Genomic DNA, 19,857 nt, shown 5'->3' with positions numbered 1-19,857 from the left:
CTCAAAATAAATGTCTGAACTGGCTCATTTTCAGAAAAACAGCTCTCCTATCCCATACATGATAGAGACAATTACTTCAAACAACCCTTTAACAATTCCTTCCATGGTCGCCGCCGTGCGATTTGTCAGGGAATAATTACCTTCCTCCAGCACATCTGTTTCGGCGATAATTGTTTGTTCTTGTTCATTTATCTCCTCTGCTACCTCAACAGCAGACTCATCTGGAATAGCAGATTGTTCAGCCTTTTCATTCTTTTGCATACCGAATACAAGTCCGCCCAGAAAAAAGATGACAAGCAATAATAATATAATAATATTTCGCATCAAATCTCTCCTTATTGATTAGACTGTACTGCCTCTGCATCCCAATAATATTCGCTGAACACTTCTGCTAAAGCATCTGCAGAACGGTATAGCTCCTCCATTGTGTTATCTACTCCGCCAAACTCAATGAGTAATGCGTTCTCTGCCAAGTCCTGATTGTAAATTCCATTGCCGCTCGATCCATCCTTTTGGAATACTCCCCGGCTCATTCCAGGATAAGCTTCTTCTATTAAGGCATGTAATTCGGTCGCTACTTTCAAATTGTTTTCATAATCTGGATGCCCGGTGCCGATCACAAATAGAATTTTCGCATAATCTTCTCCTTCAATAGTTTGTGTGGTCTTGTCTCTCCGGAGCGCATCTCTATGCAGATCAAACATATATTGAATCTCCTGATTGCCTGCTACAGCTTCCTCAACCACATCACGGGAAGCTTCGTAAGATTGGTTATACCCCATCCCCAATTCATTGAGCAGCTCCCCGATGTCTGTCTTATCCACCTGTGTTCCAATTCCCTTTCGCTCAAGTCCCTCTGCTAAACGGTCACTGACTTTTGTAATATTAATTTCTCCATGCATTGCAGCATCAGGGTTCGTTTCGTTGGGCAGATGCGGCAAAAATGACTCTCTATTGTGTGTGTTATAAATAAAAACAACATCCCGGTCTCCGGTAGTCTGTTCATTCTCTATTTCTTCTTCTGTGTCCTCTTCTGCTTCTTCCTCTTCTGTCAATACTGCTTCTCTATCCCGTAACACTTCTTCTAAAGGCGGGTTAGATTCGATTGGAAAGTGAGTAAAATCATTATCACTTGCCATTAATAATTGATTATCAAATATTGCAAACCCCGGAATTTCATTTCCGAAAAGGCTTCTGGGATCTGTTGGCTTCACATTAGACGTCAATTCAAAAAATAAACCGGACAGTTTTGGTATTTCAGCTTCTCCCTCTGGAAAGCTCTGCTCATAGGCCCTGTTTTCCATCGTAATTAAATGATAAAAAATTGTACTATCCATTTCTTTTGTCCAATTCGAGAGCATATCTGATGAAAACCGATATGCAGGCTGGACAGCTGTCAAAACGCTGATTAATAAAAAGATACTGACAAAAAATACAATGTAAATCCCGCTTCGTCGAGAAAAGGTTTGTACTATTTTACTCCAATTATTTTTTTTCATAAAAATACACGATGCCACCTTTCTCTAACAACTCTATAGTTTAATCTATGAGTAAAATAGAGAAAGTAGAACCGTGTAATAAGAAAAAAATAGACTTAATAGTATGTGTCCTGAAAAGAAAAAAGAGGACTGATACGAATAGTGCGGATCCAAAAAGCCCAGCGACTTTTTGGACACCATCTAATAGAGCTTATCTGGAATAGCTTGAAAAATTATCTATTGTGACCGTCTCATGCAAAGCTGCGTTCAATCCATTTGCTATTACCTCAGCCATATCAATCATGAATCCATCCACTTCTTTGGGAGTAACCATTAGATTATGGCCAATTGGCGTCAATACTTCCATAATCAGCTGCCTTTTCTCCTCGTCGGATAATCCGCCAACTATACCGAACAGCTTTTCACGCTGCTCTTTATCAGGCAGATCCTCGTCCGTTAACTGCTTTTGTCCGAAACTCATACCAGCAGGTGTTAAGGATTTTGACGGATCATCTTTTTCCTTCCATTCTCTCCCGAAGTGCTTTAATAAGTAATCTATCGTATCACTTGTTATTGTTACTGCGTCTACCACTGTCGGCACACCAATAGCGATGACAGGCATTCCAAGTGTCTGTTTACTTATTTCTTTTCGTTTGTTGCCTACACCTGAGCCCGGGTGAATACCTGTATCAGATAATTGGATCGTTTCATTCACTCTGCTGATCGATCTGGCGGCAAGAGCATCAATAGCAATAACAAGGTCAGGCTGATATTTTTCTACAATTCCAAAAATAATATCGCTGGTTTCAATCCCTGTTACTCCCATCACTCCCGGTGTAATAGCAGCTACTTCTCTATAGCCTTCTGCCACAGATTCCGGCTGTAGGCGAAATAAATGACTGGTTACCAGAACCTTTTCCACCGCCATCGGCCCCAGAGCATCAGGAGTTACATTCCAATTCCCTAAACCAACCACTAAGCATGAAGCATTGTCAGACAGACCCTGTTTTTTTATTAAATGCTCCAGCTCTTTCGCTAATATCTTCGCCGCCTGATGCTGTTTCTCTGTATCCTGTTTTTTTACACCGTCAGCATGAATGGTGACATAATTTCCGGGCTTCTTTCCAATTTGCCCGGCACCTGTTTCGTCGATAGTGACGTAAGAAATTTTTACATCCTTTATCGTGGTTTCTTTAAAGGTAACTCCTGCAATTTCTTTGTCTTCTTTACTTTCTTTCTTTTCTGTATACATGTCTCTTGCTTCCACAGCTAAATCCGTTCTCACCTGAAAATTTTCCTCAATATTTTTATTTTTCATAACCTCATCCACCTTTTTCAATGCGTACTATTAGCATAAATAAAATATTATAGGACTGAAATTGCGAACACTCGTCCCATCTCAATAGATTTGCACCGTGATACATTCATCTATCCTCTTATCAGCCGGTGAAAATCATAAACATTTATACCATGATAAACTCCTGTATTTTTACATTCTTAGCATGTACGCCTTTAATTATTTCATACCAATTTGTTGATTAAGTAACAATTCTATTGAAAAGATGGGGTAGCTTTGGTAAAATACATCTTGTCGTACGGATAAAAATTGACAACTGATTAAAGCATACTTAAACATGTTTTTTTAAATCGTACACTTTTTAGGAGGTGAATTAACATGGCAAATATCAAATCTGCAATTAAACGCGTAGAAGTTAACCAAAAGAAACGTACTAATAACGTCTCACAGCTTTCTGCTATGCGTACAGAGATTAAACGTGTAGAACAACTTGTTGAAGCAAACGATACTGATAATGCAAAAGCAGCATACCAAACTGCTAGCAAGCATATCGATAAAGCAGCTCAAAAAGGGATTATCCACAAAAATGCTGCAAATCGCCAAAAAGCTCGTTTAGCTAAAAAAGTTAACGCATAATAATAAATAAAAGGTGAAGTAATCCCGGATATTCCCGCAGATACTTCACCTTTTATTTTTTTACTGTTTTATAGAAATTGTATACTATGATTATCTAATACCTTCAGCTGCCTACACTAAATCCATTAACAGCAGCTCAAACGCCAGCCCTTTTTCCATCAGCCCCTGTTTCATTTTGGCATCCGCATCTGCAAGCTGACAAATAATATAAGACAAGCGCTCTTCTGATAATCTCGCCTCTCTTGCCATAGCTACCTTAATGACATATGGATGTGCACCAATATTCTTCTGAATTTGAAACTGGGAATAACCTTTCTTCTTTAATTGCTTCACCCTTAAAATCATCCGAAATTGATAGGCGAGTAAACCGATCATTGCAATCGGATCTTCATTCATTTTCTCTAAATCCTGGTAAATTTGAATGGCTTCCTGAATACTCCCTTTCATAACAGCATCAACAAGTGCAATAGATGTTGTAGTTGGAGTATGCGATACTAGTCGTTGTGCAATTTCTTTGGTAACCGTACCATTCTCTCCAACAAAAAGAGCCAGCTTCTCAATTTCACTCTGCAGAAGCTGAATGTTATTAGAAACCTCTGCTTCCAATATTTCCATTGCCTCCTGATCAATATGTATTCCATATGATTTCACCAGACTTTGAATCCACGTTCTTGCATCTTTTTCTTTAACAGATTGACAATCAACGGAATAAGCCAGTTTTTTTAATTGTTTGGTTACTTTTTTACGCTCATCCAATTTTTCATACGGTGCTATAATAAGCAAAACAGAGTACTCAGGCGGGTTTTCCAAATATTCCTGCAGATATGTTAAATTATGCTCAAACGGCGCTTTATCGGGCTTTGTTTTAACAAAAGAAGCATTGCTGGCAAATATTAATTTGCGCTCACCGAAAAACGGGAAGGTTTCAGCATCTGCTAAAACCTCTTGTATGGATGTCTCCTCTAAATCATACAGGGATAAATTCGTCTTATCTCCATCTAATACTGTTTTTATCAGCCGATTTTTTAGTTGCTCCTGAAAAAACGATTCCGTTCCAAAAGCAAAGTAAACCGGCTGAATTTGATTACTTTTTATTTTCGTGATCTGATCCATCATGAATATTACGCTTCCCATCTAAACAAAATTTCATTTCACAATTTGTGATATCTATGCAATCAATAAATTCATCTCTTTTTATCCTATAAGGAAGCACGCATAAACGCAACAAAAAAATAAAGGAAGAAACGCAAGTATTTTGCATTCTCCCTTATGAAGCATCTATATTAAACGTCTTAAAATCTGCTCTAGAAACAAATTTTAAAAACGATATTTGCTTATAGTGCGTATTCATCCTCTTATATATAATTTGTGCTTACAGGCAAAAAGTATAGATGACAACTGTTGCTAAAAATGGCTGATACCGCATTAGTCTGGAATCCTTTAAATAATGTGGATTTTTTTATGTGTATGATTTATACTATAATTGTGAGTATAGGAGGGGTATGTCTTGAACGAATTCGAAAAAGATCCGCAGTATAAAGGAAGCGACGTAGTAGACTCCATTAAAGGATTTACCTTTTCATTTCTCTTTTTCTTTATTATTTTTGCGGTTGGTGTTACCATCAGCGTGATTGGCCGATAAATAAAAGAGATAAAAGGTCAAAAAGGAAGGGATTACATCTCTTCTTTTTTGTTGTATTAAACAGTATAGAACACCCTTTCTAGCGGAGGCGGCCACACATATTACCTTCTTTCCAGCTAGAGTTTATGCTTTGTCGAGAGATAGGTGGAAGGAATGATCAACACATGCCTCAATGATAAGCAAGTTATTTTTTAAGGTGCGAAAGTTGAGTGATTTATACTATCTCTATTTTCTCATTTTATTTTATGGTAAAAAGGTTGAAAAGGTTCCTCCTTCATCTGTATAAAAAAATTGAATTGCCCCTTGTTCATCTGTCCGGTAAACATGTACCTGATTATCCTCCAAAACCTCCAGCACCTCTTCATTCGGATGATTAAATCGATTATTCCTCCCTGCTGAAATTAGAGCTGTATGCGGCTGAACAGCTTCTATAAATGATTCTCCTGTGGAGGTTTTACTGCCATGGTGTGCAACCTTTAAAATATCAATCTTCAGTTCCGGATAATTACGTGTTATTTTTTCTTCTATTTCCTTACTGATATCACCTGTAAATAACCATTTCAAGCCAAGGTTTGCATAAAGTACAATTGAATTATCATTTGAATTTCCAGCATCTGTATCAGGCGTTAAAACCTGAAAAGACAAAGAATCATTAAAGTTCAGAAAATCTCCTGCTTCTGCCTGCGTTATATATAAATCAGGCTGCACCTCTTGAAATTCTTTTAACAGCTCCTCATCAAAATAGGGGCTTACTATTAATTCTTTGACTTTAACCTCTTCTAAAATATAGCGGATACTCCCAAAGTGATCTACGTCATCATGCGTAACAATAATTGCATCAAGCTCCTTAATTCCGCGTTGATGGAAATAGGCCCGAATAATATTTTTGTACACTCCCCTCGTCGGTTCCATATCTTCAAAATGAAAAGCAGCTCCGGCATCAATCATAATAACAGCTTCTCTCCTGGCCGCCTCCACCAGTATGGCATCTCCCTGCCCCATATCAAACATCGTTACGATACCTTCCTCCTGAAAATAAGGCTTGCCTGCAGTTATTAAAATAGACATTATAAAAATAATTCCAGCTATCCATGCCCGTTTTTGCTGTTTATGTTCTAAATATTTCATAAACAGCAAAAAGCAAGTGAAATAAATGGCAACACTCCATATAGATAATTGATCTAGATAAATAGGGGGGAATAATATATCATCAATTGCTTCCATAAATATCAGAACTTTATCATGGATGAATGCAAAGCTCCGATCTGCGATAGACAAAAGGTTACCAGGTAAAAAATGAATAAGTACAAATGTGTACATAAGTGGAATGACGAAGAAGGTAAAATAAGGGATGACTGCTAAATTCATTAAAATAGACAGCGGATGGAAGATATTGAAATAATAAATCTGCAGCGGAAGAATTGCCATCTGCGCAACAAAACTCACTTGGAAGATATTCCACACTGGAGATTTTGTTTTTCGGATCCATGCCTGAGACAGGAGAATTGCAAAGGTTACTGAAAAAGAAAACTGAAAGCCCACATTATAAATAATATAAGGTTCCCAAAGAATAAAAATCATAAAAATGATAGAAAATAAATCAGAATACGGAAGTTTCCACCTGTATTTCTGAAGTATCAGCACCACTACCATCATGGAAGCCGCACGAAGCACAGGCGGATTAGCTCCCGCCAGTATAGAGTACATAGGAAGGAAAATAAGTAAGAATAGATGTGTTTTCTCTTTTGTAATTATATTTCCTTTTACAAGAATCAAATATATAAAAGCAATTACTAATGTTACATGTGTACCTGAAATAGCAATAATGTGCGATAATCCAAACCGCTGAAACAGCTCTGTTACTGATTCCTCTATTCCAGAAGCATCTCCAAAAACAATTGCATTAATCCACGGAGCACTATAATTACTCGATCTATATTCCATTTTATTCAGCAAATCTGTTCTCAGTTTATATAATAAAGGAAGTATGCCACTTTCTGGAGTACAAACAATATGATTAAAATCCTTTAAAACTGCCTGGTGGGTAATTTGTTTTTGCAGGAGGAATTGACGAAAATCAAATTGAGCAGGGTTAGTGCTTGAAGGAGGGATTTCAATACTTTCACGAATGGTACATTGTGATCCGTGAAATAGCGAATGCTTTAGAGGAATATCGCGAAAATCTTCATTTTTTTCGGGAAAATAAGTGACTAGAAGGTTAGAGGAACTACTTGGCGGATTAAGAGTGAATTGTATTTGTTTGGAGCTGAGCTTTACCTCTCCTTCAATTTTCCCGGTAACCTCTGCTTCTACAGAGCTTTCTTCAAAGGGTGCTTGCGGGATCACAGGAATAATATAATTAAAGACGATAAAGCTGCATACGGTAATCAGCCATACACTGATATCAAGTTTTTTCAGGAGCTTCAGCCATAAGAACCACGCTATGAAAAGAAGGAGAAGCCATTTTATATCCAGCAATTGATATAAAATGGCGATTACCCCTGCAATAGCAGGGAAATGCCAATAACCTCTCAATGTGTTTTGCTTTCATTAAAAAAAAGTCTGTCCGCATCGGCTTGGATTTTCGCTTTTTCCGATGAGCTCAAGTCTAATGAATCTAACTTTTCCATAAGTTTGTAAACAAAAGCATTCTTTTCCATAAAATTCGTGTCAACCATGGCATCAACTAATGGCACTTTTTGTGTTTTCACACCAGCTTCTTCAAATAACTGGATTGCATAAGGATGGTTCTTATAATCTTCTGCATAAAATAAATTTTTAATTCCACTTTGAATAAGTTGCTTTGTACACTGTAGACAAGGAAAATGTGTTACATAGACATCTGCACCATCCGTAGGCACACCAAATTTTGCACATTGAAGAAGCGCATTAGCTTCCGCATGTACAGTGCGTACACAGTGACCGTCAATGACATAACATCCCTCATCTATACAATGAACATCACCGGAAACACTGCCGTTATAACCGCCGGCAATAATGCGTTTATCCCGAACAATTGTAGCCCCGACCATTAAGCGGGTACATGTACTTCTTAAAGCTAACAGTTGGCTTTGAGCCATAAAATACTGATCCCAAGCAATTCTCTCCATGATTATTACCTCTTTCTCTGTTTTGTATTACAAGAGTTATACGATTCCATTTATAAAGAAATATTCTTCTATCAAATATAACATTGGTTCCATCTAGGGTACCTGGATATGCTCTATAAGCGTCTCCAGTGTTTTTTCTCCAATACCGGAAATATCTAATAAATCCTCGGCTTTTTGAAACTGACCATGGTTATCCCGGTGAGCAATAATTGCTTCTGCTTTGGCAGGTCCGATTCCTGGCAGCTGTGTCAATTCTTCGCTTGTTGCAGAATTTATTTTTACTTTATTATTGGTCTGCTCCCCCACAGAAGTATCAGCTGTATCCCCTTCTTGACCGACGGCTGGAATCAGGACAACCATTTCATCCTGTAAAATTTGTGCTAAATTCACTTGAAATACATCTGCATCTTCCGTAAAGCCCTCAGCACGTTCAATAATATCCTGGATGCGGTCGCCTTCTTCAATCTCATATACTCCCGGCCGTACCACTTCGCCTTTTATATCAACCACTGCAGCTCGTTCCTTCTCTTCTATGGTTTCTACTGTAAGAGGGGATTCAGCGGGTTCGGCGGGTTCAGAAGAAATTAATGAGGCAGATAGCGGGGTGGAGGCTTCTTTCTTATTCATAAACACAAAAAATACCAATACAACAACAATAACGATAAAAAGTGGAATTTTTTTCTTAAACCAATTCAAGGTATTACCTCCTTCTTTGTCAAAATACTGCTAATGGATACTTCGACAAAGAAAGGTAATCTCCTTTTCAGTGGCAATCACATTAAAATCCACTTTTATCGTTTATTTTTCAGCTAAAAAGAAAATTCTTTCTGATTTTTCATTCCAATTGTTTGATTTCAATGAAAAATCAGCGTAAATTTTAATTTTTTCAAAGCCAATTTTTTTTAAAATATTTTTATATACTTCTACCGGAAATGTCCGCTGATGATGTTTTTCCTGAAAACGAATGAATCGATCTCCTTGTTCCTGATGGAAAAAGGTCAGTTTGTGGTACATTTCTCCAACCTCGTCACCAGGGATACATTCCCAGATGTAAGCTGCCTCATCCGTTACATCTGAAAATGTTTGACCGATATAGACGTCTTCCACCGTGTAGAGAGAATGAACATCAAAGAAAAATAGTCCATCTTTCTCTAATAACTGATATATATTTTTGAATGCTTTCTCTACACTCTGAAGGTCTGTCACATAATTTATAACATCACAACAGCTGATTGCCATATCATACTGCTGCTTATGCTCATCCAATTCTGTAATATCTACTTCTAACCAATTGATGCTGCTGACGGGTCCTAAATCCTTTTGGGCTTTCTCAAGCATCTCCACGGATTGATCTACCCCTGTCATCGTATATCCTCCTGCAGCAAGCTTCCGGGTAATAACTCCAGTTCCACATCCTAAATCGATAACTGATTGAATCGGTTTGGCTGCCTGAGCTATCATTTGCCGGATCATGACCACCCAATCATCATATGGAACATTCTCCATCAGCCCGTCATAAACCTCAGCCATTTTATGATATGCCATTTTCGTTAACCTTCTTGCGTAATATTCAGCGCAACACGGTCAGCATCGCCCCATAATTTTTCTAAATTATAATAATGTCTTTCATCCTTATGGAAGACATGACAGACAATGTCACCAACGTCTACTAAAATCCAGCGGGCTTCTTCAAAGCCTTCCATTCTTTTAATATCTTTTCCGTTTTCTTCAGCTGTTTCCTTTATTGCTCGTGCAATTGCTTGTACCTGCCGTTCGTTGCTCCCATGACAAATCACGAAATAATCAGCAACTAAAGATACTTCGTGCATATCCAAAGCAACAATATTTTCTGCTCTTTTATCGTCACAGGCTTCTGCAACTACTTGAATTAATTCTTTACTATTCATTTATTATTCCTCCAAAAACTTGTTGATTTAAATCATTATAAGCATGAAAACTGTCAGGGTATACAGTACGATTCCTCTCCATTAAAAAGTGAACCGTATTCCTGGCAGCCTGATAGCACGCTTTTGTTAAATCTGTTTTAGCTGCAGCTCTTACATCATCTAATCCGGGGAAGCTTCTTCCCGGCTCTATATAGTCAGCAAGAAAAATAATTTTATCCAGCTTTGTCATATTTGCTCTTCCTGTGGTATGAAAGAAAATCGCATCTTTTATCTCTTGATCCGTAACAGCATATTTTTCTTCTATCTGAACAGATGCAACCGGCCCATGCCATAACTCATGATGAAAAGAAAGCAGCAAATCCGGCAGCTTGCTATTTGTTTCAATAATTTTTTTCATTTCCTCTAAAGAATCATACTTACAATAATCATGAAATAAGGCAGCAATTTTCGCTTTTTCTACTGATTCATGAAAGGTCTCTGCCAGAACTATTGCTGTATCTGTTACTCTTAATGTATGCTCATACCTTGCTTCAGTCAGCCTTTCTTTCAGATCTGCTTTAAGGTTATCTATATCCATAAATCTGATTCTCCTTAATATAATTCATTACATCATCAGGAAGCAAGTAACGGATAAGCTCGCCGTCTTCCAGCCGATTCCTTATGAAAGTAGAGGAAATGTCCAGTGGATGTATCTCCAGACATTCCACTGGATAAACCGTCTCTAATGTATAACCTGGTCTGGATACTCCTATAAAACGAACCATATGCACTAATTCATCTACCCTGTACCATTTGGGCAAATATTCTACCATGTCTCCGCCAATAATAAAATAAAGATCATCTTCAGGATAACTTGAAGTTAAATCCCTTACTGTATCATATGTGTACGATTTCCCTTCTCTTTCAAGCTCTAAAGCATTCACATGAAAATGAGGGTTATCGCGCACCGCCAATCGGAGCATTCTTAAACGGTGGGATGCTTCAAGCACCGAGGTGTCTTTATGAGGCGGTGTCCGTGTCGGGATGAACCAAATCTCATCTAATTGTTTTCTTATTCTTACTTCTTCAGCAATCCATAAATGTCCTATATGGGGTGGATTAAATGTTCCGCCTAAAATTCCAATCTTCTTCAAAGTCTCACCTTCTGCAGTTATTAATACGTGTTCAAAAGGTGCCAATGAAAATCCTTGAGATGACACTTATCTCGGAACCGCTGGACTTTTTGAACATCCTCTATTATGGAAGTTTAATTTCTTTGTGATCTGTTGACTCCTTATATAAAATAATCGTGCTGCCGATAACCTGTACCACTTCTGAATCCGTCCCATCGGAAATTTGCTCAGCAACTACATTTTTATCCTCTGAACAGTTCTGAAGGATACTGACCTTTATCAATTCTCTTTTTTCCAGAGCTTCACCAATTTGGGTTACCATATTTTCATTTACGCCATCCTTACCTACCTGAAAAATCGGCTTAATATGGTGTGATTCACTGCGCAAAAATTGCTTTTGCTTATTTGTTAACATTTTATTTCTCTCCTTTTATTTTTGCTTTCATTTCTTCGTCCATGCCGTGCACATCTACTTTTTTATTTGTCCAAATTTCAAAGGCCTTCTGTGCTTGATAAAGCAGCATTGTATGACCATAATGAATGCGCCCGCCTTTTTCCTTTGCCTGCTTTAAAAACTGTGTGTCAAGCGGCTGATAAACAATATCACTGACAATAGTGCCTTCTTGTATATTGGACAAATCTATGATTTGTTTTGCTTCATTCATCCCCACAGAACTGGTTTGAATAACCACATCATAAGCTGCAATATTTTTTTCAGCTTCTTCCAATGTAATCACAGAAGCGCTGGTTCCTTTTATAATATCTTCGCATTTTGATCTAGTACGGTTTGCAAGCGTCAGATTGTTATATCCTGCCTGTACCAGCCCATGGAATATACCCCGTGCGGCACCGCCAGCACCGAGTATTATTATAGGAACCTCCATATTTCTATCTATATCCGGAAACTTATCACACAACGCCTGTACATAGCCGATACCGTCCGTATTATATCCGACCCAGCTGTCTCCTTCTAAAGAAACCGTATTTACTGCCCCTACGCGTTCCGCCGTAATATCGATTTTGTCCAGATAAGGAATAATTGTTTCCTTATAAGGAACCGTAATATTAAACCCGTTAACTTTTGTTTCCCTTAATTTCTGGATTTCCTCACCAAAGCTTTCTTCGCTTGGTATTTCATGCAATGTATAAGAACCTTCTACACCGCTTCGTTCTAAAAAAGAACTCTGAATCCAGGGTGATAAAGAATGCTTGATAGGATAACCAATTAATTTTAATTTCAAACGCAACGAAACGTCTCCTCCTCCACCAACAGTATTAAACCTTACTTCTATTTTATCTGCGAACCTTGGCTGCTTACTGACCTGATAAAAAGGATTTTCTCGTTGTTACCGAGACTCCTTTAGGGCTATGTGCAACCACAGTAGCCCCTTCGCCTTGAATGCTGATCCAGCCCAGTCCCGGAAAGACAATATCCGTTTTTCCTTTTCCCGCTTTAAAGCTATGTGCAGTCAATGGAGGAAATTTATCCAATTGCTCACTATATGGAGGTGATAACAGCTCTCCAGCATGATTTTCATACAGTTCATCCGCATTTTCCAGCTTTGTCCGGTGGATTGTTAAATCATTAGAGAAATAGCAAACGAATGATTGCTTGTCTCCTTTGATAAAGTCCAATCTGACCAAGCCGCCGACATACAGTGTCTGCTGCTCATTCAGCTGATAAACTCTTGCTTTTATTTCTTTTTTCGGAGTAATCATCTTTAATTCCTTTTCAGAAACATAATGAGCCATCTGCTGTTTGTTAACAATCCCTGGTGTATCTACCAAAAACGTCTCTGCATCCAGTGGTATTTCAATAAAACCAAGTGTCGTTCCAGGGAAATAAGAAGTCGTTATAGCGTTCTCTTCTCCGGTTGTTTCTTTAATTAAACGGTTGATAAAAGTTGATTTACCAACATTCGTGACACCAACAATGAATACATCCTTATCTTCCCGATGTATTTCTATTTTCTTCTTGAGCTCATCTATTCCTTTTCCTTTTACTGAAGAAATTAAAACAACATCCTTTATTTTAATTCCAAGCTGGCTCGCTTCATGACGCAGCCATTGCTTTAATTTATTTTCGTTTGTCGATTTCGGCAATAAATCAAGTTTATTCCCGGCCAAAATAATTGGATTATCACCCGTAATTCTGGGTAAATTACTTAATAATGTGCCGTCCACATCAAAAATATCAATAATATGAACAATTAATCCATTCCTGTCCCGAATTGAACTGACCATTTTCAAAAAGTCTGCATCCGTTATCGATACATCCTGAATCTCATTATAATGCTTCAATCGAAAACATCTTTTACATAAAATAATATCTTTCTCTAGTGCACTGACAGGTGCATAGCCCGGCTCATCCGGATGCTCTGTCTGTATAACGCTTCCGCATCCCTGACAAATATGCTGCTCCAAACTTATTCCTCCTTAATTACTATCACTCTTGTTCTGCATTCGTTTTAAAATCTTCCTCTCAATTAAACGGTTAATCTTCGTTATTTTACCATCCGTTTGTACCACAGGAACAACTAATACCGTATAAAATCCGGCTATATTGCCGCCCAGGACATCTGTCAACAATTGGTCCCCGACAACTAAAATTTCTTCTTTTTTCAGCTCCATCTGCCTGGCAACGGTTTTAAAAGCTCTGCTCAAAGGCTTTCTGGCACTAAATACAAATGGTGTACCAAGCGGTTCTGAAAAAACTGTTACACGCTCCTGATTATTATTCGATATAATCGTTACTTTTATATCATTTTCTTCCATTGTTTTAAACCATGAAATGACATCAGGGGTTGCATCCTTTACATCCCATGCAACGAGGGTATTATCCAGGTCCGTTATAATCCCTTTAATCCCCTTCTTTTTTAACGTTTCCGGTTTCAGGTCAAAAATTTGATCAATTTGTTCATCCGGTAAAAATTTTGAAAACATATTCACACCTCAAGATTTCCAATTAGTTAACATTATATTTCTTGCATATTATACCCTTTATGTAAAGATACTTCATTTAAAAGAATACTGTTTTTATTTCTTATCCTGGGAAAACACAAGACAAAGCAACTTTACGATACATCACATTATACCTAATCCTACTACAACTGACTAGCGTTTCAAAGAATTATTATCTGCATTAAGAAATGGTGCTTCAACGATAGTGATATCCAAATTTTTCTTCTATCCTAAAAGGAACTATGCAGAAACCTTATTAAAAATGTATATATGTTTTAAAAATCGTTCGACAAATTCCGATACTCTTCGATTATGTGGATAACTTTATCAACATAAGAATGTACCAACAACAATCTTGAATAAGGTTACCCACTTCCTTATACACAGCTTATCTACAACTATATGTAGATAAGTTAGAGCTTGTTAACACAACATATACATGTTAAATTATTATTATCTTAAATATTTGCCTACAAATTGAGGAGGTTGTATTGTGGAAACATTATCGGACGAACTATTACTAGAATCTTATTATACAGCGGTAGCATTAAACCTCAGTCCTGATTTTCTTTCTTTATTTGAAGAAGAAATCCATAAAAGATCTCTAACTCATAAAATCAAAGAATCTGTATAATTTTGTCTGGTTTACAAATCTTCAATTTTAAAATTGAAGTTTTTTTTTGCCTTTTTCCCCTTGTTCCTTCCTATTTAAAATAAAAGTTTTAACCCTTGGTAACCGTATTCTTTTTGTATGCATCTTTTTTCTGAATAAGTTATAATCTAGGTTAGTACTCTGGTTTGTGTCTAAAAATATTGTAAAGAGATAGGGAAAGATTTAAGAAAAGCATGGTATTCCCCTTGATTATCGTATCGAATTACCTTTATGTTATAAAAAGCTTCCATCCCGTTTTCATTATAAACAGAAGAACTTTTATTTTTTTAACATCAGAAAAGGGAGCGAACGCTTTTGACTGAAGTAATATTTAAAGGTTTTTAATATTTCTTGAAGGTTAAAGGGCATTCGTTATCACCACAAAGGAGGAATTACTGTTGACGTTACTACATTGGGCTGTTTTATTACCATTTATTGCAGCTATCCTTATTCCATTCTTGTATAAGTACCTGAAAAGAATACATACTGGCTGGTTTGTTTTAGTCCTGCCTTTGGTACTGTTTGTTTATTTCTTATCATTTATACCGAAAACATCGTCTGGCGAAGTGATATTAAATAACCTGAACTGGGTACCTTCACTCGGTATTAATTTTAATGTATACCTAGATGGTTTAAGCTTGCTTTTTGCATTATTGATCACCGGAATCGGGTCTTTAGTAGTGCTATACTCTATCTACTACTTATCGAAGCACAAAGAAAAGCTGAATAATTTTTACGTTTATCTGTTAATGTTTATGGGTGCTATGCTTGGAGTTGTTCTTTCTGATAACTTAATCGTCATTTACGTTTTCTGGGAGTTAACAAGTATTGCCTCTTCATTATTAATCAGTTATTGGTATACGAGAGAGAAATCTGTTTATGGTGCTCTAAAATCTATGTATATCACTGTCTTCGGCGGATTATCCATGCTCGGTGGTTTTTCTTTACTTTACGTTATTGCAGGCACATTCAGCATCAGGGAACTTATCGCAAATGCTGACCTTGTCATGGCAAGCAGTTTATTCATCCCTGCGATGATACTTGTCTTATTAGGAGCATTTACAAAATCTGCTCAGTTTCCATTCCATATCTGGCTGCCGGATGCTATGGAGGCACCTACACCTGTCAGTGCCTATCTTCACTCTGCAACAATGGTTAAAGCAGGAATTTACCTTGTTGCACGATTAACAGGTGTTTTTGGCGGCTCACCGGAGTGGTTTTGGATTATTACCATCGCAGGATTAGTCACTTTAACCTGGGGCTCAATCTCTGCAGTACGTCAGAAAGACTTAAAAGGTATCCTGGCTTATTCTACAGTAAGCCAGCTTGGTTTAATTATGAGCTTACTGGGAGCAGGTTCTGCTGCTTTCTACTTCCAGGATGGGGACAATGCTTTATATATGACTGCTATCTTAGCAGCTGTATTTCATTTAATTAACCACGCAACCTTTAAAGGAAGCCTGTTTATGGCTGCAGGAATCATTGATCATGAGACAGGAACAAGAGATATCCGTAAACTGGGCGGATTGATGACAGTCCTTCCTGTTACTGCGACTATTTCTCTTATCGGGCTGGCTTCAATGGCAGGGCTGCCGCCATTTAACGGATTTTTAAGTAAAGAATTGTTTTTTACAGGCATGCTTAACGTAACAGAATACGGTATTTTTAATTTAGAAACATTTGGATTTATCATCCCTGTTATTGCCTGGATTGCCAGTGTATTTACCTTCTTATATTGTATTCTTATGTTTTCTAAAACATTTATGGGTAAATTCGATATCAGTAAGCTGAAAGTGAAGCATGTTCACGAAGCACCAGTCGGTATGCTGATCAGTCCTGTTATATTAGCTGCTCTGGTTATTCTATTCGGGCTTTTCCCTAATTTGTTAGCCTATTCTCTTATTGAGCCTGCTATGGCTGCAATTGCACCGGGAATCCTTTCCCCGGGAGAATTTTTTGATGTACACATTTCTCACTGGCACGGATTTTCTCCGGAACTTTGGATGACATTTGGGGTTGTTATTTTAGGTATACTCCTGTTTATGACATTTAAAAAATGGGAAAATACTGCATTTTACCGCGGCGAACAAGATTTGTTCAACTATGCCTATGATTATGGATTTGACGGGTTTATTAAAGGCTCGCAATGGCTGACACGTATTCAAATGACTGGAAGGTTAAGGGATTACTTTATCTATATGAATACATTTATTATTCTCATCATGGCTTATACCATGTACCGGTACAGTCTGCCGGCAATTCAATCCCTGGATTTATCACCAATTCCAGTCTATTTCTGGCTAGTTATACTGGTATTTGTCTGTTCAATTGTGATTATTCCATTTATTAATAATCGGGTAGCATTGATTATTACAACCGGTGTCAGCGGATTTATTGTAGCTCTTTTATTTGTTCTATTCAGGGCTCCTGATTTAGCATTGACTCAGCTTCTTATAGAATCAGTTTCCGTTATCTTGTTTATGCTTGTCTTTTATCATTTGCCTAAGTTGAAAAAGGTAAAAACACCACCGAAAATGAAAGCTGTCAAATTAATTATCTCTGTTGGCTTCGGGCTGATGATTACACTTGGATCGTTATCCGTATTTTCCATGGGACAGGAAGTTAATTTTGATTCTATTTCTGAATACTATGTAGAGAATTCGAAAGAAGAAGCTGGCGGATATAATATTGTTAATGTCATCTTAGTGGATTTCCGTGGTTTGGATACCATGCTGGAAATACTCGTTGTATCTATGGCAGTATTAACGGTTGTCAGTCTAATTCGATTACGATTTAAAGGGAGTGAGGATATATGATGCAAAAGCCTAATAATATGATGTTACAGACATTGGCCAGATTAATTATACTTATTATCCTCTCCTTTTCTATATATCTGTTATTGGCAGGGCATAATAGCCCCGGCGGAGGTTTTGTCGGCGGTTTAATGACTGCCAGTGCGATTCTTATTTTGTACCTTTCATTTGATTTAAAATCAATTCAAAAGGCCATCAAATTTGATTATATAAAAATTATCGGGATGGGGTTACTTTTTGCCAGTCTAACGGGTGTCGTATCCATGTTGTTCGGTTTTCCTTTTTTGAAGCATTTCTTTGACTATTTTACTCTTCCAATCTTGGGAGAAGTGGAATTGACTACTGCTATGGTCTTTGATCTGGGGGTATACTTTGTTGTACTGGCAAGTGCCCTTACAATTATTCTGACGATTGCGGAGGATGATAAATAATGGAACTATTAATGTCAATCGTAATAGGAATTATTTTTAGCGTAACCATCTATTTGTTTATGTCTAAAAATCTGCTCCGTGTTGTTGCAGCTACATTATTACTTTCTCATGGGGTACACCTTTTATTAATAACAATGTCCGGCTTGCAGCGCGGTGCTGCTCCTATTTTAAGTTTTGATGCAGATGCTTACACTGATCCGCTGCCACAGGCATTAGTACTGACGGCGATTGTTATCAGTTTTGGTGTGACTGCTATCTTGCTGGTTATGTCTTATCGTACCTATAAAGTGCATAAGACAGATGATTTAGAAGAGTTAAGGGGTTCTGCTGATGAATAATATCGTTATTTTGCCGATTATTATTCCTTTTATAATCGGCGCTATTCTTATAATTTTATATAAAAGACATGCTGTTCAACGTGTAATAAGTGGAATCACAATGCTGATATTATTAGCCTTTTCCGTTTTTTTAGCCATTTATGTCTACCAGCATGGCACAGTTGTCCTGGAGGTCGGCGGCTGGAAAGCGCCGTTTGGAATTGTTATTGTAGCAGACATGCTCTCCACTTTGATGCTGCTGCTATCCACACTGGTCGGTGCAGCCTGTATGTTCTTTGCTTTTCAAACTATTGCCCTGGACAGAGAAAAACAATTTTTCTATCCGCTTTTTCTTTTCCTAATGGTTGGAGTAAATGGTTCTTTTTTGACAGGCGATTTATTTAATCTATTTGTTTTCTTTGAAGTCATGTTAATTTCCTCTTATGGATTGATTGTTCATGGAGGAACAGGCTATCAATTAAGAGAATCTTTTAAATATGTTATTATTAATGTTTTTGCATCCGCCCTTTTCGTTGTTGCCATTGCATGGATTTATTCCATTGTCGGCACAATGAATATGGCTCACATAGCTCAGCGTGTTGCTGAATTGGACCAGGCAGGTGCATTAAATATTATCGCTATCATGCTGTTTATTGTTTTTGCATCTAAAGGAGCTTTATTCCCGCTTCATTTTTGGCTGCCAAAATCTTATTATGGACCACCAGCAGCAATTGCAGCATTATTCGGAGGACTCTTAACCAAGGTAGGAATTTATGCGATCATCCGAACCTTTACATTGATTTTCAACCACAATCTTGAATTCACACATAAAGGGCTCCTCATTACGATTGCCGGTGTTACAATGTTCATCGGCGCTCTTGGAGCAATATCGCAATTCGATTTCAAACGTTTACTCTCTTACTTAATTATCAGTCAGGTGAGCTATATGGTTATGGGGTTAGGAATATTCACTCCGCTTGCTGTTGCCGGCGCTATTTACTATATCGCCCACCATATGATTGTAGAACCGGCACTATTTTTATTTGCCGGTGTTACTCAAAAAATTACCGGAACAACTGATTTAAAGAAAATGGGAGGACTTATCGGAACGCATCCCTGGCTGACCTGGATGTTCTTTATCGCAGCAATTTCCATGGCAGGTATTCCGCCGCTAAGTGGATTCTTCAGTAAGTTTCCAATCATATTAGGCGGTTTCGAGGCACAGCATTATGTGATTTCCGGAGTTGCACTGCTGGTTGGTTTACTTACACTGATCACGATGATGAAAATATTCAGCCAAGTCTTTTGGGGCAAGCAAAAACATACGGAAGAGCAAGGGAAAATTCCTGTTGGAAAACTTTTACTGCCTATCCTGCCCTTAATTGCACTTACCATTATTTTAGGTTTCGCTGCTGAACCAATGTTTACTTATTCAATGGGAGTTGCTGAAGAAATTATGAATCCTACAAATTATATTGAATCTGTGCTGAAGGAGTAGTTG

22 protein-coding genes are annotated in these 19,857 nt (G+C 37.6%); 7 read left to right on the top strand and 15 right to left on the bottom strand.

What is annotated here, in order from left to right:
- Nucleotides 1–30: 30 nt before the first annotated feature.
- The 3 genes from IEX29_RS14400 to gpr all read right to left on the bottom strand — a co-directional run bounded on the left by IEX29_RS14400 (nucleotide 31) and on the right by gpr (nucleotide 2,796).
- A complete protein-coding gene (locus IEX29_RS14400) occupies nucleotides 31–324 on the bottom strand; it encodes a hypothetical protein (RefSeq protein WP_188735073.1) in 294 nt (97 codons plus the stop codon).
- A gap of 11 nt (nucleotides 325–335) precedes the next feature.
- Nucleotides 336–1,499, bottom strand: a complete 1,164-nt coding sequence (spoIIP, locus tag IEX29_RS14395; RefSeq protein WP_188735072.1) for a stage II sporulation protein P — start codon at nucleotides 1,497–1,499, stop codon at nucleotides 336–338.
- 190 nt (nucleotides 1,500–1,689) lie between these two features.
- Nucleotides 1,690–2,796, bottom strand: a complete 1,107-nt coding sequence (gene gpr / locus IEX29_RS14390) for a GPR endopeptidase (RefSeq protein WP_188735071.1) — start codon at nucleotides 2,794–2,796, stop codon at nucleotides 1,690–1,692.
- A gap of 357 nt (nucleotides 2,797–3,153) precedes the next feature.
- Here gpr and rpsT point away from each other — a divergent pair, with 357 nt between their 5' ends.
- Nucleotides 3,154–3,411, top strand: a complete 258-nt coding sequence (gene rpsT / locus IEX29_RS14385; RefSeq protein WP_188735070.1) for a 30S ribosomal protein S20 — start codon at nucleotides 3,154–3,156, stop codon at nucleotides 3,409–3,411.
- Nucleotides 3,412–3,522: 111 nt separating this feature from the next.
- Here the strand turns inward: rpsT and holA are convergent, their stop codons facing one another.
- The gene (holA, locus tag IEX29_RS14380) at nucleotides 3,523–4,527 is read right to left on the bottom strand and encodes a DNA polymerase III subunit delta (protein ID WP_229720228.1); all 1,005 of its coding nucleotides are present in this window, start codon (nucleotides 4,525–4,527) and stop codon (nucleotides 3,523–3,525) included.
- Nucleotides 4,528–4,918: 391 nt separating this feature from the next.
- Between holA and IEX29_RS14375 the strand changes: the two genes are divergently transcribed.
- On the top strand, nucleotides 4,919–5,053 hold the full coding sequence (locus IEX29_RS14375; RefSeq protein ID WP_077601258.1) for a YqzM family protein: 135 nt from the start codon (nucleotides 4,919–4,921) through the stop codon (nucleotides 5,051–5,053).
- A gap of 243 nt (nucleotides 5,054–5,296) precedes the next feature.
- Here IEX29_RS14375 and IEX29_RS14370 read toward each other — a convergent pair whose 3' ends face one another.
- The 11 genes from IEX29_RS14370 to IEX29_RS14320 all read right to left on the bottom strand — a co-directional run bounded on the left by IEX29_RS14370 (nucleotide 5,297) and on the right by IEX29_RS14320 (nucleotide 14,125).
- Nucleotides 5,297–7,588 (bottom strand): DNA internalization-related competence protein ComEC/Rec2, encoded by a 2,292-nt coding sequence (locus tag IEX29_RS14370; RefSeq protein WP_188735069.1) that lies wholly within the window; start codon nucleotides 7,586–7,588, stop codon nucleotides 5,297–5,299.
- Nucleotides 7,585–8,163 (bottom strand): ComE operon protein 2, encoded by a 579-nt coding sequence (locus tag IEX29_RS14365; protein ID WP_188735068.1) that lies wholly within the window; start codon nucleotides 8,161–8,163, stop codon nucleotides 7,585–7,587. The genes IEX29_RS14370 and IEX29_RS14365 overlap by 4 nt, the downstream gene beginning before the upstream one ends.
- 93 nt (nucleotides 8,164–8,256) lie before the next feature.
- Nucleotides 8,257–8,859 carry a helix-hairpin-helix domain-containing protein gene (locus tag IEX29_RS14360; protein ID WP_229720227.1) on the bottom strand — a complete coding sequence of 201 codons (603 nt, stop codon included), beginning with the start codon at nucleotides 8,857–8,859 and terminating at the stop codon, nucleotides 8,257–8,259.
- Between the two features lie 102 nt (nucleotides 8,860–8,961).
- Nucleotides 8,962–9,708: a class I SAM-dependent DNA methyltransferase gene (locus tag IEX29_RS14355; protein ID WP_188735067.1), complete on the bottom strand. Its 747-nt coding sequence runs from the start codon at nucleotides 9,706–9,708 to the stop codon at nucleotides 8,962–8,964.
- 5 nt (nucleotides 9,709–9,713) lie between these two features.
- Complete coding sequence (rsfS, locus tag IEX29_RS14350; RefSeq protein WP_188735066.1) at nucleotides 9,714–10,070, bottom strand: ribosome silencing factor; 357 nt, start codon at nucleotides 10,068–10,070, stop codon at nucleotides 9,714–9,716.
- Complete coding sequence (gene yqeK / locus IEX29_RS14345) at nucleotides 10,063–10,647, bottom strand: bis(5'-nucleosyl)-tetraphosphatase (symmetrical) YqeK (RefSeq protein ID WP_188735065.1); 585 nt, start codon at nucleotides 10,645–10,647, stop codon at nucleotides 10,063–10,065. Before yqeK ends, rsfS begins: the two co-directional genes overlap by 8 nt.
- Entirely contained in the window at nucleotides 10,634–11,203 is a 570-nt protein-coding gene (locus IEX29_RS14340) for a nicotinate-nucleotide adenylyltransferase (RefSeq protein WP_188735064.1), read from the bottom strand. Before IEX29_RS14340 ends, yqeK begins: the two co-directional genes overlap by 14 nt.
- A 103-nt stretch (nucleotides 11,204–11,306) precedes the next feature.
- Complete coding sequence (yhbY, locus tag IEX29_RS14335; RefSeq protein WP_188735063.1) at nucleotides 11,307–11,597, bottom strand: ribosome assembly RNA-binding protein YhbY; 291 nt, start codon at nucleotides 11,595–11,597, stop codon at nucleotides 11,307–11,309.
- A gap of 1 nt (nucleotide 11,598) precedes the next feature.
- Nucleotides 11,599–12,429, bottom strand: coding sequence for a shikimate dehydrogenase (aroE, locus tag IEX29_RS14330; RefSeq protein WP_188735062.1), 831 nt, complete (start codon nucleotides 12,427–12,429; stop codon nucleotides 11,599–11,601).
- A gap of 67 nt (nucleotides 12,430–12,496) precedes the next feature.
- Complete coding sequence (yqeH, locus tag IEX29_RS14325) at nucleotides 12,497–13,606, bottom strand: ribosome biogenesis GTPase YqeH (RefSeq protein WP_188735061.1); 1,110 nt, start codon at nucleotides 13,604–13,606, stop codon at nucleotides 12,497–12,499.
- A gap of 12 nt (nucleotides 13,607–13,618) precedes the next feature.
- On the bottom strand, nucleotides 13,619–14,125 hold the full coding sequence (locus IEX29_RS14320) for a YqeG family HAD IIIA-type phosphatase (RefSeq protein ID WP_188735060.1): 507 nt from the start codon (nucleotides 14,123–14,125) through the stop codon (nucleotides 13,619–13,621).
- 511 nt (nucleotides 14,126–14,636) lie between these two features.
- On the opposite strand from IEX29_RS14320, the gene IEX29_RS14315 reads away from it, so the two are divergent.
- From IEX29_RS14315 to IEX29_RS14295, 5 genes are all read left to right on the top strand, one after another.
- Nucleotides 14,637–14,777: a sporulation histidine kinase inhibitor Sda gene (locus IEX29_RS14315; RefSeq protein WP_077601248.1), complete on the top strand. Its 141-nt coding sequence runs from the start codon at nucleotides 14,637–14,639 to the stop codon at nucleotides 14,775–14,777.
- A gap of 416 nt (nucleotides 14,778–15,193) precedes the next feature.
- Entirely contained in the window at nucleotides 15,194–17,611 is a 2,418-nt protein-coding gene (locus tag IEX29_RS14310) for a Na+/H+ antiporter subunit A (RefSeq protein ID WP_188735059.1), read from the top strand.
- The gene (locus IEX29_RS14305) at nucleotides 17,611–18,039 is read left to right on the top strand and encodes a Na(+)/H(+) antiporter subunit B (protein WP_373290681.1); all 429 of its coding nucleotides are present in this window, start codon (nucleotides 17,611–17,613) and stop codon (nucleotides 18,037–18,039) included. The genes IEX29_RS14310 and IEX29_RS14305 overlap by 1 nt, the downstream gene beginning before the upstream one ends.
- Nucleotides 18,039–18,377 (top strand): Na(+)/H(+) antiporter subunit C, encoded by a 339-nt coding sequence (locus IEX29_RS14300; RefSeq protein ID WP_188735057.1) that lies wholly within the window; start codon nucleotides 18,039–18,041, stop codon nucleotides 18,375–18,377. The genes IEX29_RS14305 and IEX29_RS14300 overlap by 1 nt, the downstream gene beginning before the upstream one ends.
- The gene (locus IEX29_RS14295; protein ID WP_188735056.1) at nucleotides 18,370–19,854 is read left to right on the top strand and encodes a Na+/H+ antiporter subunit D; all 1,485 of its coding nucleotides are present in this window, start codon (nucleotides 18,370–18,372) and stop codon (nucleotides 19,852–19,854) included. Before IEX29_RS14300 ends, IEX29_RS14295 begins: the two co-directional genes overlap by 8 nt.
- Nucleotides 19,855–19,857 lie beyond the last annotated feature (3 nt).

This window comes from Oceanobacillus neutriphilus (genome assembly GCF_014645515.1).
In the GTDB taxonomy this organism is placed as follows: Bacteria; Bacillota; Bacilli; order Bacillales; family Amphibacillaceae; genus Oceanobacillus; species Oceanobacillus neutriphilus.
Note: the sequence above shows the minus strand (reverse complement) of the source record. Positions and strands in the feature narration are given on the sequence as shown.

Bases quoted from the DNA above. Each gene is read 5' to 3' on its own strand.
- IEX29_RS14355 (WP_188735067.1), bottom strand. From the start codon at position 9,708: ATGGCATATCATAAAATGGCTGAGGTTTATGACGGGCTGATGGAGAAT.
- spoIIP (WP_188735072.1), bottom strand. From the start codon at position 1,499: ATGAAAAAAAATAATTGGAGTAAAATAGTACAAACCTTTTCTCGACGA.
- IEX29_RS14320 (WP_188735060.1), bottom strand. From the start codon at position 14,125: ATGTTTTCAAAATTTTTACCGGATGAACAAATTGATCAAATTTTTGAC.
- yhbY (WP_188735063.1), bottom strand. From the start codon at position 11,597: ATGTTAACAAATAAGCAAAAGCAATTTTTGCGCAGTGAATCACACCAT.
- IEX29_RS14400 (WP_188735073.1), bottom strand. From the start codon at position 324: ATGCGAAATATTATTATATTATTATTGCTTGTCATCTTTTTTCTGGGC.
- yqeK (WP_188735065.1), bottom strand. From the start codon at position 10,647: ATGGATATAGATAACCTTAAAGCAGATCTGAAAGAAAGGCTGACTGAA.
- IEX29_RS14300 (WP_188735057.1), top strand. From the start codon at position 18,039: ATGGAACTATTAATGTCAATCGTAATAGGAATTATTTTTAGCGTAACC.
- IEX29_RS14295 (WP_188735056.1), top strand. From the start codon at position 18,370: ATGAATAATATCGTTATTTTGCCGATTATTATTCCTTTTATAATCGGC.
- IEX29_RS14305 (WP_373290681.1), top strand. From the start codon at position 17,611: ATGCAAAAGCCTAATAATATGATGTTACAGACATTGGCCAGATTAATT.
- rpsT (WP_188735070.1), top strand. From the start codon at position 3,154: ATGGCAAATATCAAATCTGCAATTAAACGCGTAGAAGTTAACCAAAAG.
- holA (WP_229720228.1), bottom strand. From the start codon at position 4,527: ATGATGGATCAGATCACGAAAATAAAAAGTAATCAAATTCAGCCGGTT.
- gpr (WP_188735071.1), bottom strand. From the start codon at position 2,796: ATGAAAAATAAAAATATTGAGGAAAATTTTCAGGTGAGAACGGATTTA.
- rsfS (WP_188735066.1), bottom strand. From the start codon at position 10,070: ATGAATAGTAAAGAATTAATTCAAGTAGTTGCAGAAGCCTGTGACGAT.
- IEX29_RS14365 (WP_188735068.1), bottom strand. From the start codon at position 8,163: ATGGAGAGAATTGCTTGGGATCAGTATTTTATGGCTCAAAGCCAACTG.